This is a genomic window from Pseudomonas sp. Pseusp9, from assembly GCF_059491265.1.
On record NZ_CP168500.1, the window covers coordinates 682012 to 694567 of the forward strand.

The window sequence follows — 12556 nt, forward strand, 5'->3', positions numbered from 1 at the left end:
AGATCGCCGCGCCGACTCGCAAAAGAGGACATACGTGAAAGCCAGATCCGATGAATTGCAGATTTTCGTCTGCGTGATTGAATGCGGGTCGATTTCTGCGGCGGCCGAGCAGGTCGGGCAAACGCCTTCGGCGGTCAGTCGTACGCTGTCGCGGCTGGAGGCCAAGCTCGATACCACGCTGATCAATCGCACCACGCGGCGCATGGACTTGACCGAAGAGGGCAAGTACTTCTTCGAGCACGCCAAGCGGATTCTCGATCAGATGGACGAGCTCGAAGAGCGTCTGTCCTCACGCCAGCAAACGCCTTCCGGGCGTTTGCGCATCAACGCGGCATCACCGTTCATGCTGCACGCCATCGTGCCCTACATCGATGAATTCCGCCGGCTCTACCCCGACATCCAGCTCGAACTCAACAGCAATGATCTGATCATCGACCTGCTGGAGCAGAGCACCGACATCGCCATCCGCATCGGTACCCTGACCGACTCGACCCTGCATGCCCGCTCCCTGGGTTGCAGCCCGCTGCACATCGTCGCCAGCCCCGCCTACCTGGAAAAGCACGGCACGCCGACCGCCGTGGCTGACCTGGCCAACCATACGCTGCTGGGGTTCACCCAGAACGAAGGCCTCAACCAGTGGCCGCTGCGTTATGTGCATGGCGATCGCTGGCCGATCCAGGCATCGATCAGCGCCTCCAGCGGTGAGACCATCCGCCATCTCGCCCTGGACGGCCAGGGCATCGCCAGCCTGTCGCATTTCATGACCATCGAAGACATTCGTGCCGGACGCTTGAAAGTGTTGCTGGCCGAGTTCAACAGCGGCTATCGCCAGCCGATCAACGCGGTGTACTACCGCAACTCGCAGCTGGCCCTGCGGATTCAATGCTTCCTGGATTTTATCCAGGGCAAATTGGCGGATTATGCGAGCGCAGACTTCAAGGGTTGATTCGTGATTCCTGCGCAAGAGTGAATTGGGCCGGCAGGGATTTTTCGCCAGGAATCGCTGCTGGATACTCGTTGCATCACTTATCAACGCAGGGAGTTTCTCCATGAACGTATTCGTTACCGGTGCTGCCGGTTTTATCGGCGGTTCCATCGCCACGGGCCTGGTCCAGGCCGGTCACAACGTCACTGGTCTGGTACGCAACCCCGAACAGGCCGATGAACTGAAAGCGCTGGGCATCACCCCGGTGATCGGTACCCTTGACGACTCCGCCCTGTTGACCGATCAGGCGCTGGCTGCCGACGCGGTGATCAACGCCGCCAGCAGCGATCATCGTGGTGCGGTGCAAGCCTTGCTCGATGCCTTGCGCGGTTCCGGCAAAGTGTTCCTGCATACCAGCGGTTCAAGCATTGTCGGTGATGCTTCGGGCGGTAAATCCAGCGATGTCATCTACTTCGAAGACAACCTGCCGGAGCCGACCGTCGACAAGGCGGCGCGAGTGGCCATCGATAACCTGATCCTGGCGGCGGTCATGGACGGGGTGAACTCGGCGGTGATCTGCAACACCTTGATCTACGGCCACAGCCTGGGTGTCCATCGTGACAGCGTGCAACTGCCGCGCTTGCTCAAACAGGCGCGCAAAAGCGGCGTGGTACGCCATGTCGGCATCGGCCGGAACATCTGGTCCAACGTGCACATCGAGGACGTGGTGGCGCTGTACCTGCTGGCGCTGACCAAAAATGTCCCCGGCACCTTCTACTTCGTCGAAAGCGGTGAAGCGTCGTTCATCGACATGACCACCGCCATGGCCCGGGCGCTGAACCTCGGCGAACCGCAAGACTGGCCGCTCAAGGACGCCGAAGCCGAGTGGGGTTATGAAATGGCCAACTATGGCCTGGGCTCCAATAGCCGGGTGCGCGGCAGTAAGGCGCGGGAGCTGCTGGGCTGGGCGCCGAAGCGGACGTCGGTGGTTGAGTGGATTCGCGGCGAGATGGTGTGAGTTCGCTGTAGACCGAGTTGCTTCCATCGCGAGCAGGCTCGCTCCCACAGGGAATTTGCGTCGTACACGGATTTTGAGTTGGACGCAGATCAAATGTGGGAGCGAGCCTGCTCGCGAAGCTGTTTCAGCAGCCCATTAACTGGCCGGGCCGCCCCCGATTCCGTAACATCCGCACACTCATTTCTCGTCTCTCCCAGTGTGCGTTCCCCATGAAAGCAAAACGTCTACGCGCCGATGTCCTGGCCGGACTCACCACCTCCTTCGCCCTGTTGCCCGAGTGCATCGCTTTCGCGTTGGTGGCGCATCTCAATCCGCTGATGGGGCTCTATGGCGCATTCATCATCTGCACCCTGACCGCGCTGTTTGGCGGGCGACCAGGCATGGTGTCCGGCGCGGCGGGCTCGATGGCCGTAGTGATCGTCGCGCTGGTGGTGCAGCACGGCGTGCAGTATTTGCTGGCCACGGTGTTGCTGGGCGGACTGATCATGATCGCGTTCGGGCTGCTCAAACTCGGCAAGCTGGTGCGCATGGTGCCGTATCCGGTGATGCTCGGTTTCGTCAACGGCCTGGCGATCGTCATTGCCCTGGCGCAACTGGAGCACTTCAAGAACGGTGAGGCCTGGTTGAGCGGTACGCCGCTGTACATGATGCTCGGGCTGGTCGCGGTGACCATGGCTGTTGTCTATGTGATGCCGCGCCTGACCCGTACGGTGCCGCCGGCCTTGGTGGCGATTCTCGGTGTGGGCCTGGCGGTGTATCTGCTTGGCCTGCCGACCCGCACCCTGGGCGACATGGCGCACATCGCCGGTGGCTTGCCGACGCTGGCACTGCCGGACATCGCGTGGAATCTGGACACCCTGCGGATCATCGTGCCCTACGCGATCCTGATGGCACTGGTCGGGTTGCTGGAAACTCTGTTGACCCTGAACCTCACCGACGAAATCACCGAGAGCCGTGGTTACCCGGATCGCGAGTGCGTGGCGCTAGGGGCGGCGAATGTTGTGTCCGGTGTGTTCGGTGGCATGGGCGGGTGCGCCATGATCGGCCAGACCGTGATCAACCTCAGTTCCGGCGGTCGCGGGCGCTTGTCCGGGGTGGTGGCCGGGGTGTCGATCCTGCTGTTCATCCTGTTTCTGTCACCATTGATCGAGCGCATTCCATTGGCTGCGCTGGTCGGGGTGATGTTCGTGGTGTCGCAGCAGACCTTTGCCTGGGCCTCGTTGCGGGTGCTGAACAAAGTGCCGCTGAACGACGTGCTGGCGATCATCGCGGTGACGGTGATTACCGTGTTCACCGACCTGGCCGTTGCGGTGCTCTGCGGCATCATCATTGCGGCGCTGAACTTTGCCTGGCAGCAGGCCCGCCAGCTGTATGCCGACAGTTATCTGGAGAACGACGGCAGCAAGCTGTATCGGCTGCATGGCACGTTGTTCTTCGCCTCGACTACTCCATTTCTCAATCAGTTCGATCCGGCCAATGACCCTGTGCAAGTGACCCTGGATTGTCGTCACCTGAGTTTTGTCGATTACTCGGCCATCGCTGCACTGGGCACCTTGCGCGAGCGCTACGCCAAGGCTGGCAAGCACTTGCGTGTGCTGCATTTGTCCGAGCGCTGCAAGAAATTGCTCAAGCGCGCCCGGATGCAGCACGACTGAACCCGGTCATTCGATCTTTCCCACACTGGGCGTGGGAAAGATCTGTCTTTTTGCGATGAAAATTCGTACGGCCGACTTTCATAATTCGCGACACGCCATGTCTCTGTACGACACTTCTTACCCGTGCACGAAAATTACTTTCACCTCGTTTGAAAATCACCTGTCGAAATGTTTTAAGAGTTTCACAAATATTTCGACGTGACCCTCTCGAGGAGTACCGCATGACCCCGTCCTTCGGCTATTGGCTGCTGGTGTATGCCGCCGTTGCCATCATCGCGCTGATCGTTCTGATCGCTCGTTACCGGCTCAATCCGTTCATTGTCATCACCCTGATCTCCCTTGGCCTGGCGCTGGTCGCCGGGATGCCACCCTCCGGTGTGGTGGGGGCGTACGAGGCGGGTGTCGGCAAAACCCTGGGGCACATCGCGCTGGTGGTGGCGCTGGGGACCATGCTCGGCAAGATGATGGCCGAGTCCGGTGGCGCCGAGCAGATGGCGCGCACGCTGATCGACCGTTTTGGCGAGAAGAACGCGCATTGGGCGATGGTGTGCATCGCGTTTCTGGTCGGGCTGCCACTGTTCTTCGAAGTCGGTTTCGTTTTGCTGGTGCCGATTGCCTTTACCGTGGCGCGGCGCGTGGGCGTGTCGATCCTGATGGTCGGCTTGCCGATGGTCGCCGGGCTCTCGGTGGTGCATGCGCTGGTGCCACCGCACCCGGCGGCGATGCTGGCGGTGCAGGTGTATCAGGCGTCGGTGGGGCAGACCTTGATGTACGCGATCCTGATCGGTATTCCGACCGCGATCATTGCAGGTCCCCTGTACGCCAAATTCATCGTGCCGCGTATTCAATTGCCGGCGGAAAACCCGCTGGAGCGCCAGTTCCTGGAGCGTGAACCCCGCAAGGGCCTGCCGAGTTTCGGCATCACCATGGCGACCATCCTGTTGCCGGTGGTGCTGATGCTGATCGGCGGCTGGGCCAATCTGATTTCCACGCCGGGCAGTGGTTTCAACCAGTTCCTGCTGTTCATCGGTAACTCGGTGATCGCGCTATTGCTGGCGACATTGCTGAGCTTCTGGACCCTCGGCCTGGCGCAGGGCTTCAACCGCGAATCGATCCTCAAGTTCACCAACGAGTGCCTGGCGCCAACCGCGAGCATTACGCTGTTGGTGGGCGCCGGTGGTGGCTTGAACCGGATTCTGGTGGACGCCGGCGTCACCGACCAGATCGTTGGCCTGGCCCACGAATTTCATCTGTCGCCGCTGTTGATGGGCTGGCTGTTTGCCGCGCTGATGCGCATCGCCACCGGTTCTGCCACTGTGGCCATGACGACCGCTTCAGGCGTGGTTGCACCCGTGGCCATTGGTCTGGGTTATCCCCATCCGGAGCTGCTGGTGCTGGCGACTGGCGCAGGGTCGGTTATCTTTTCCCACGTTAACGACGGCGGTTTCTGGTTGATCAAGGAATACTTCAACATGACCGTTGCCCAAACCTTCAAGACCTGGACCGTGCTCGAGACATTGATCTCGGTCGTCGCCTTCGGACTGACCGTTGGCCTTTCTTATCTGATTTAGCCGGAGCCACCCGCATGGACATCCTCTACCAGATCCGCGCCCGTCAGGATTCCTTCAGCGCCGGTGAAGGACGCATCGCCCGCCTGATGCTCGATGACGTAGGATTTGCCGCCTCCGCCAGCCTCGATGAACTGGCGCTGCGGGCAGAGGTCAGCACCGCCACGCTGTCGCGTTTCGCCCGCACCGTTGGTTGCCGGGATTTGCGCGACTTGCGTTTGCAACTGGCCCAGGCCAGCGGCGTCGGCAGTCGCTTTCTCGACCCGGCGGGCACGCCCGAGCAGTCGGCGTTCTATGGGCAGATCGTGAGTGACATCGAATCGACCTTGCGCCAGCACCTGGCGGCATTTGACGAGTCGCGTTTTGCCGACGCGGTGAAACTGCTGGGCAAGGCGCGGATGATTCACGCTTTCGGCATGGGCGGTTGCTCGACCCTGTGCAGCGACGAACTGCAAGTGCGCCTGGTGCGCCTCGGCTACCCGATTGCGGTGTGCCACGATGCGGTGATGATGCGCGTCACCGCCGCCAGTCTCAGTGCTGAACAGGTGGTGATTGTCTGCTCGCTCACTGGCATCACCCCGGAGCTGATTGAAACGGTGGAGCTGGCGCGCAACTATGGCGCCCGCATTCTGGCCATTACGCTCGCGGGTTCGCCGCTGGCGCAACTGGCCGACATCGTATTGCCCCTGCAAAGTGCCGAAACCTCGTTCATCTACAAACCCACGGCAGCACGCTACGGCATGCTGCTGGCCATCGATGTGCTTGCCACCGAGCTGGCCCTGGCCAATCCTGAAGACAATCAAGAACGTCTGCGGCGGATCAAACTCGCCCTGGACGAATACCGCGGCGGCGACGATCACTTGCCGCTGGGAGACTGACATGCAGTACGACACGCTGATTCGCAACGCCCTGATCATCGACGGCAGCAACAGCCCCGGTTACCCCGCCGACGTGGCCATTCTCAATGGGCGCATCGAGCGTATTGGCGACTTGCGCGATGCCCACGCGAACGAAGAAATCGACGCAGCGGGGCAGGTGCTGGCGCCGGGTTTCATCGACGTGCACACCCATGACGACACCGTGGTGATTCGTCAGCCGCAGATGCTGCCCAAGCTCAGCCAGGGCGTGACTACGGTGATCGTCGGCAACTGCGGGATCAGTGCGTCGCCGGTGAGTTTGCGCGGTGATCCGCCGGATCCGATGAACCTGCTCGGCACGGCCGCGGCGTTCGTTTATCCGACCTTTCGCGACTACCGCACGGCAGTCGAAGCGGCCAACACCACATTGAACGTTGCCGCGCTGGTCGGCCATACGGCGTTGCGCAGCAATCATCTGGACGACCTGTTTCGCACCGCCACGGCCGATGAAATCAGCGCGATGCGCGAGCAACTGCGTGACAGCCTCGAAGCTGGCGCCCTGGGCTTGTCCACCGGCCTTGCCTATGCCAGCGCCTTCTCGGCATCGACCGACGAAGTGATGCAACTGACCGAAGAATTGACGGCATTCGGCGCGGTCTACACCACCCATTTGCGCAGCGAGTTCGAACCGGTACTGGAGGCCATGGACGAGGCGTTCCGGATTGGTCGTCATGCTCAAAGCCCGGTAATCATTTCCCACCTCAAATGTGCCGGTGCCGGAAACTGGGGGCGTAGTCCGCAGTTGCTGGCATCCCTCGAACAGGCGGCGAAGACCCACCCGGTCGGTTGCGACTGTTATCCCTACGCCGCGAGTTCATCGACCCTGGACCTCAAGCAAGTGACCGATGCCCACCGCATCACCATCACCTGGTCGACTCCGCACCCGGAAATGGGCGGCCGCGACCTGATGGACATCGCTGCCGAATGGAATATGCCGTTGCTGGATGCCGCCCGCCAACTGCAACCGGCCGGCGCGGTGTATTACGGGATGGACGAAGCCGACGTGCGCCGGATCCTCGCGCATCCGTTGTCGATGGTCGGCTCCGACGGCTTGCCGGAAGACCCGTTCCCACACCCACGCTTGTGGGGCGCATTTCCCCGGGTGCTCGGACATTTCAGTCGTGACGTAGGACTGTTCCCGCTGCACACCGCTGTGCACAAGATGACTGGCCTGTCGGCGGCGCGATTCGGCTTGAAGGAGCGCGGTGAAATCCGCGAAGGTCATTGGGCGGACCTGGTGTTGTTCGATCCGGCAACCATCCGTGATGTCGCCGATTTCAACGATCCGCAGCGGGCTGCGCAAGGCATCGAGGGCGTATGGGTCAACGGTGTGTTGAGTTACCGTGATGGCCAGGCCAACGGGCGCAGGGAAGGACGGTTCCTGGCTCGTGAAGGGGATTTGCGGACGGGGTTTTGAGTGAGTTTCGAGGACTGCGTCACAGTGGTGGCACTTTGAGATTAAAGAATGTCATTTCCGGGCCGAAGGACTGACATCAAACCCGACTACCATTGCTGGTCGGTACGTATTGTGTAGGAGCGAGCTTGCTCGCGATGGACAAAAGAGCGCCGCGTTTAGCCAGTCAAAACGCGTTATCGTTAACGACCATCGCGAGCAAGCTCGCTCCTACAGGTCTTTCACCGTCTGGGAGCAATTCGATGAGCTTCGGCAAAACCACTCCGGTCCTGCGTATTTTCGACGAAGCCAAGGCAGTGGAGTTCTACGTCGACTTCCTCGGTTTCAAGATCGACTGGCAGCATCGATTCGAAGCGAATTTCCCGCTGTACCTGCAAATCTCCCGTGGTGAATGTGTGCTGCACTTGTCCGAACACCATGGCGACAGCACGCCGGGTTCTGCGCTGCGGATCGAGACCGATGAGCTGGAGTCGTTTCAACAGCAACTGTTGGCCAAGCAATACCGGTTTTCCCATCCACAGATTCAGGCCATGCCGTGGGGCAGCCAGGACATGACCATCGCCGACCCGTTCGGCAATCGGTTGGTGTTCACCAACGCGATCAGCCTCTGAGCCTTCAGCCTTCGTTCGACACCCGATGGGTTTGGCGAAACTCGCCGGGCGGCATCCCGCGCCGGCTTTTGAACGTGCGGTGAAACGAGCGGGGTTCGGTGAAACCCAGGTACTGGGCGATGTCCTGAATCGGCAGGGTGCTGTTGAGCAGGTAATGCTCGGCCAGCTCCTGGCGCAGGTCATCGAGGATCTGCTGGTACGACGTACCGGCCTGATGCAGCTGGCGTTGCAGCGTACGCACTGACACGGCGAGATGCTCGGCCACCTGCTCCTTGCGTGGCAGACCTTCCTTGAGCAACTGGCGCAGGATGCTTTTGACCCGTTGTTCCAGCGACGCGTCCTCCAGCGTGGCCATCAATCCCTGGGCATGTTCTTCCAGCGTGCGCAGCAGTTGCGCATCGGCCTGGCGCAATGGCAATTGCAAATACGGCAACGGGACAATCAGCGCCGAATAAGGCTGGTCGAACAGCACCGGACAATCGAAAAACTCCTCGTACTGCGCCAGCGTCGTGTCGGCGGGGCATGCATGTTCCAGCCAGACGGCGGCCGGCGACATTTGCGTGTCGGCGATCCAGCGCGCGTATTGCAGCCAGGAGCCGAGCACGTTTTCCACCAGGTGTCGGCGAATTCGCGGGCGTTGGTGGCGGCATGTCCAGATCAGGTGCACGCCGCTGTCCTGCACCTCGGCACGGCTGACGCCCATGTCCCCCACCAGCTTCTCGAACGGCATGATGCGGCTCATGGCATCGCCCAGCGTCGCGCAGTTCATGGTGATGTAGCCCAGCACGCTCCAGGAGTTGGGCAACACAAAACGGGCGGCGTTGAGACCGAACAGCGCATCGCCCGAGTGCTCGCAGAAATAATCGAGCAGCCGTTCATGGGCTTCACCTGGCAACCGCAGGCTGTTGTCGCTCAACTGCTGTGCCTGCAACCCGGCAGCCGCCAACGCAGGCTCGATGGCCATGCCCAGTTGTTCGGCATGACGCAGGTATTTGAGCAGCGGCGGAACTGAAGTGAAGCCCAGCGATTGCATGATCGTTTCCTTTGATCAAGGCCCGCGTGCGCGGATGAATGCCCTGAAAGGTAATTTGAAACCACGGCTAAAGTAAATGCCTGACGCTTGCGCGACGTTTGACTCAATTGGCTACTCGAACTGGCCGGATGCGACCGTGACACTTTCGGGCGGCGCACTAGTATGGGGGCCTGAAATATCACTGATCAGAACCGCAAAAGGACACACGCATGCGACGCTGGAACGGCTGGGGAGATGCAACCACGGTGGTCGAACTGCCGGCCCAGGGCGCGGGTTTTCTCGCCCAACGGGTGGGTGACGGTCGAGCGCTGCCCGATGCGACGCTTGAAACGGCATTGACCCGCGTGCCCCCGTCGCGGTTGCAGCAACACTTCCTGTACAGCGTGGATGCCCATGAACGTTTGTTGCATGCGCGGGGCCAGAGCCTGCCGGACTGGCTGGCGTTGCGTGAGGGCGCGTTGGGGAATTATCCCGACGCCGTGGCCTATCCCACGAACGCTGAACAGATTCGCCGGTTACTGTTGCTCGCCCATGAACAGGACCTGTGCCTGATTCCTTATGGCGGCGGCACCTCGGTGGCCGGTCACATCAACCCGCCGAGTTCCGCGCGGCCGGTGGTGACGGTTTCCCTGGCGCGAATGAGTCGCCTGGTGGATCTCGACGAAGAGAGCCTGCTGGCCACCTTCGGCCCCGGCACCACTGGACCGCAGGTGGAAAGTCAGTTGCGCGCCCGTGGTTACACCCTGGGGCATTTCCCGCAATCGTGGGAGCTGTCGACCCTGGGGGGGTGGGTCGCCAGCCGCTCCAGTGGCCAGCAGTCATTGCGTTATGGGCGGATCGAGCAACTGTTCGCCGGCGGGACCCTGGAAACCTTTGCCGGCCCATTGGACATACCATCTTTCCCGGCTTCGGCGGCCGGTCCTGATTTGCGCGAAGTGGTGCTGGGCTGTGAAGGCCGTTTCGGGATCATTTCCGAGGTCAAGGTGCGGGTCAGCGCACTGCCCGCCGACGAGCGTTTCTATGGGGTGTTTCTGCCCGATTGGCCCAAGGCGCTGCAAGCCATCCGCCAGTTGGCCCAGGCGCGCGTGCCGCTGTCGATGCTGCGCCTGTCCAACGCGGTGGAAACCGAAACCCAACTGGCGCTGGCCGGTCACCCGCAACAGATCGCCTGGCTGGAAAAGTACCTGGCCCTGCGCGGCGCCGGTGCGGGCAAATGCCTGCTGACGTTCGGCGTGACCGGCAACCGTCGGCAAAATGCGCTGTCCCTGCGTCAGGCCCGGCAGCACCTCAAGGCGTTCGGCGGGGTATTTACCGGCACCTTGCTCGGCAAGAAGTGGGCGCAGAACCGTTTTCGTTTTCCCTACCTGCGCGAAAACCTGTGGAACGCGGGTTACGTGGTGGACACCCTGGAAACGGCCACTGACTGGAGCAACGTCGATAACCTGCTCACGCTTGTCGAAAACAGCCTGCGCGATGCCTTGGCTGCCGAGGGCGAACGGGTGCATGTCTTCACTCACCTTTCCCATGTCTACGGCGAAGGATCGAGCATCTACACCACCTATGTGTTTCGCCCGGCGGCGGACTATCCCGCCACCCTGGCCCGATGGCAGGCACTCAAGCAGGCGGCCAGCCAGACCATCGTCGACAACCAAGGCACCATCAGTCACCAGCATGGCGTGGGCAAGGACCATGCGCCGTACCTGCGCCGGGAAAAGGGCGCGCTGGCAATGCAGACCCTGCAGGCACTGAGTCGGCATTTTGATCCGGCCGGGCGCCTGAACCCTGGCACGCTGTTGCAGGAGTGACGGCCATGAGCCTGGACTGGAACGCGGCGTGGCGACAGCAGGTGCTGCCGACGCTGGCGGATGAAACCTGGGACCTGATCGTCATCGGCGGCGGCATCAGCGGCGCCGGCATCCTGCGCGAAGCCGCGCGCCGGGGCTGGCGTTGCCTGTTGCTGGAACAGCGCGATTTCGCCTGGGGCACCTCCAGCCGTTCCTCGAAAATGGTCCATGGCGGCTTGCGTTACATCGCCAAGGGCCAGTGGCGCCTGACCCGCGATTCGGTGCGCGAGCGCCAGCGCCTGCTCGACGAAGCGCCGGGGCTGGTGGAGCCAATGAGCTTCATGATGCCGCATTACCGTGGCGGCTTTCCCGGGCCGTGGGTGCTGGGTGGTTTGCTGTCCATCTATGACGCATTGGCCGGGCGGCGCAGCCATTGCTTCCATGACGCGCAACAACTGCGTTATCTGGCGCCTGGGGTGAAGGAAGATGACCTGCTGGGCGGCACCTGTTTTGTCGATGCGCTGACCGATGATGCCCGCCTGGTGATGCGTGTATTGGGTGAGGCCCGGGCCGACGGCGCCGTGGTGCTCAACGGTGTGCGCGTGGAGCAATTGCTGCGTGAAGCGGGGCGCGTTTGCGGTGTTCAGGTCGAGGACTGCGAGGGTGGCGGATTACTGACATTGCGTTGTGGTGTGTTGGCTGTGGCCACCGGCGCGTGGGCCGAGCGCTTGCGCCCGTCCGATGCGCCTCGCCAGTTGCGCCCGTTGCGTGGCAGTCATTTGCTGTTGCCAGGCTGGCGCCTGCCAGTGGCGCAAGCCTTCACCTTTCTGCACGCGCGCGACCGTCGGCCGGTGTTCGTTTTCCCCTGGGAGGGTGCCACGGTGATCGGTACCACGGACCTCGATCATCACGGCGATCTGGATCAGAGCGCGAGCATCAGCGTTGATGAGCTCGACTATCTGCTGGCTGCCTGCAGCCAACAGTTCCCCCAGGCTGAAGTGGTCGCCGCCGATGTGCTGTCGACCTGGTCGGGCGTGCGCCCGGTGGTGGGCAGCGCAGCAGGTGAACTCAAGCCATCGAATGAAACCCGTGAGCATGTGCTGTGGCAGGAACCGGGTTGCGTGACCCTGGCCGGCGGCAAGCTGACCACCTTTCGCCCTCAGGCGATCGAAGTGCTCAAGGCCTGCGCGAGCATGCTCGGCCGGCCCTTCAATGATGACGCCGCGCCGGTTTTCGCCGTCGTACCGCCGTTGTCGATACCGGGACTCAGCGCCAATCGCTGGCGGAGGCTGGCCGGGCGGCATGGCCGTGATCTGCCGAGGTTGGCGCAACTGATTGCCGAATTTGGCCACGAAACTGTAGGAAGCACTGACACCTTGTGGGCGGAACTGGCCGTTGCCTGCGATGCGGAAATGGTCCTGCACCTGGATGACCTGCTGCTGCGCCGCACCCGCCTGGGCCTGTTGCTGCCTCGAGGCGCCGAAGATTATTGGCCGGCGATTCGCCGACTCTGCCAGCCGCGGCTGGGTTGGGACGATGAGCATTGGCAGCAGGAGCAACAGCGCTACATGACGTTGTGGCAACGCCATCATGGTTTGCCGGATGCCGCGCATTGATGCCCATTGAAGAGA

General features: G+C 61.9%; 10 protein-coding genes. 9 read left to right on the plus strand and 1 reads right to left on the minus strand.

What is annotated here, in order from left to right; all coding sequences use genetic code 11:
* Window positions 1-34: 34 nt before the first annotated feature.
* The 7 genes from ACEN8E_RS02965 (at window position 35) to ACEN8E_RS02995 (ending at window position 8108) form a co-directional block, all read left to right on the plus strand.
* Window positions 35-946 (plus strand): LysR family transcriptional regulator, encoded by a 912-nt coding sequence (locus ACEN8E_RS02965; RefSeq protein ID WP_495591370.1) that lies wholly within the window; start codon window positions 35-37, stop codon window positions 944-946.
* Window positions 947-1049: 103 nt separating this feature from the next.
* Complete coding sequence (locus ACEN8E_RS02970) at window positions 1050-1943, plus strand: NAD-dependent epimerase/dehydratase family protein (RefSeq protein WP_495591371.1); 894 nt, start codon at window positions 1050-1052, stop codon at window positions 1941-1943.
* A gap of 209 nt (window positions 1944-2152) precedes the next feature.
* Window positions 2153-3598, plus strand: coding sequence for a SulP family inorganic anion transporter (locus ACEN8E_RS02975; RefSeq protein ID WP_495591372.1), 1446 nt, complete (start codon window positions 2153-2155; stop codon window positions 3596-3598).
* Between the two features lie 221 nt (window positions 3599-3819).
* Window positions 3820-5169, plus strand: coding sequence for a GntP family permease (locus tag ACEN8E_RS02980; RefSeq protein WP_495591373.1), 1350 nt, complete (start codon window positions 3820-3822; stop codon window positions 5167-5169).
* Window positions 5170-5183: 14 nt separating this feature from the next.
* Window positions 5184-6044 (plus strand): MurR/RpiR family transcriptional regulator, encoded by an 861-nt coding sequence (locus ACEN8E_RS02985; protein WP_429368139.1) that lies wholly within the window; start codon window positions 5184-5186, stop codon window positions 6042-6044.
* 1 nt (window position 6045) lies between these two features.
* The gene (locus tag ACEN8E_RS02990) at window positions 6046-7500 is read left to right on the plus strand and encodes an N-acyl-D-amino-acid deacylase family protein (RefSeq protein WP_495591374.1); all 1455 of its coding nucleotides are present in this window, start codon (window positions 6046-6048) and stop codon (window positions 7498-7500) included.
* A gap of 239 nt (window positions 7501-7739) precedes the next feature.
* Window positions 7740-8108: a glyoxalase superfamily protein gene (locus ACEN8E_RS02995; RefSeq protein ID WP_495591375.1), complete on the plus strand. Its 369-nt coding sequence runs from the start codon at window positions 7740-7742 to the stop codon at window positions 8106-8108.
* Window positions 8109-8112: 4 nt separating this feature from the next.
* Here the strand turns inward: ACEN8E_RS02995 and gliR are convergent, their stop codons facing one another.
* The gene (gene gliR / locus ACEN8E_RS03000) at window positions 8113-9141 is read right to left on the minus strand and encodes an AraC family transcriptional regulator GliR (RefSeq protein WP_495591376.1); all 1029 of its coding nucleotides are present in this window, start codon (window positions 9139-9141) and stop codon (window positions 8113-8115) included.
* A 209-nt stretch (window positions 9142-9350) separates the two neighbouring features.
* Here gliR and ACEN8E_RS03005 point away from each other — a divergent pair, with 209 nt between their 5' ends.
* Both ACEN8E_RS03005 and ACEN8E_RS03010 read left to right on the plus strand, forming a co-directional pair.
* Entirely contained in the window at window positions 9351-10946 is a 1596-nt protein-coding gene (locus ACEN8E_RS03005; RefSeq protein WP_495591377.1) for an FAD-binding oxidoreductase, read from the plus strand.
* Between the two features lie 5 nt (window positions 10947-10951).
* Window positions 10952-12541 (plus strand): glycerol-3-phosphate dehydrogenase/oxidase, encoded by a 1590-nt coding sequence (locus tag ACEN8E_RS03010; RefSeq protein ID WP_495591378.1) that lies wholly within the window; start codon window positions 10952-10954, stop codon window positions 12539-12541.
* Window positions 12542-12556 lie beyond the last annotated feature (15 nt).

Coding starts and splice junctions, on each gene's coding strand:
- ACEN8E_RS02970 (WP_495591371.1), top strand. CDS start 1,050: ATGAACGTATTCGTTACCGGTGCTGCCGGTTTTATCGGCGGTTCCATC.
- ACEN8E_RS02975 (WP_495591372.1), top strand. CDS start 2,153: ATGAAAGCAAAACGTCTACGCGCCGATGTCCTGGCCGGACTCACCACC.
- ACEN8E_RS02980 (WP_495591373.1), top strand. CDS start 3,820: ATGACCCCGTCCTTCGGCTATTGGCTGCTGGTGTATGCCGCCGTTGCC.
- ACEN8E_RS02985 (WP_429368139.1), top strand. CDS start 5,184: ATGGACATCCTCTACCAGATCCGCGCCCGTCAGGATTCCTTCAGCGCC.
- ACEN8E_RS02990 (WP_495591374.1), top strand. CDS start 6,046: ATGCAGTACGACACGCTGATTCGCAACGCCCTGATCATCGACGGCAGC.
- ACEN8E_RS02995 (WP_495591375.1), top strand. CDS start 7,740: ATGAGCTTCGGCAAAACCACTCCGGTCCTGCGTATTTTCGACGAAGCC.
- gliR (WP_495591376.1), bottom strand. CDS start 9,141: ATGCAATCGCTGGGCTTCACTTCAGTTCCGCCGCTGCTCAAATACCTG.
- ACEN8E_RS03005 (WP_495591377.1), top strand. CDS start 9,351: ATGCGACGCTGGAACGGCTGGGGAGATGCAACCACGGTGGTCGAACTG.
- ACEN8E_RS03010 (WP_495591378.1), top strand. CDS start 10,952: ATGAGCCTGGACTGGAACGCGGCGTGGCGACAGCAGGTGCTGCCGACG.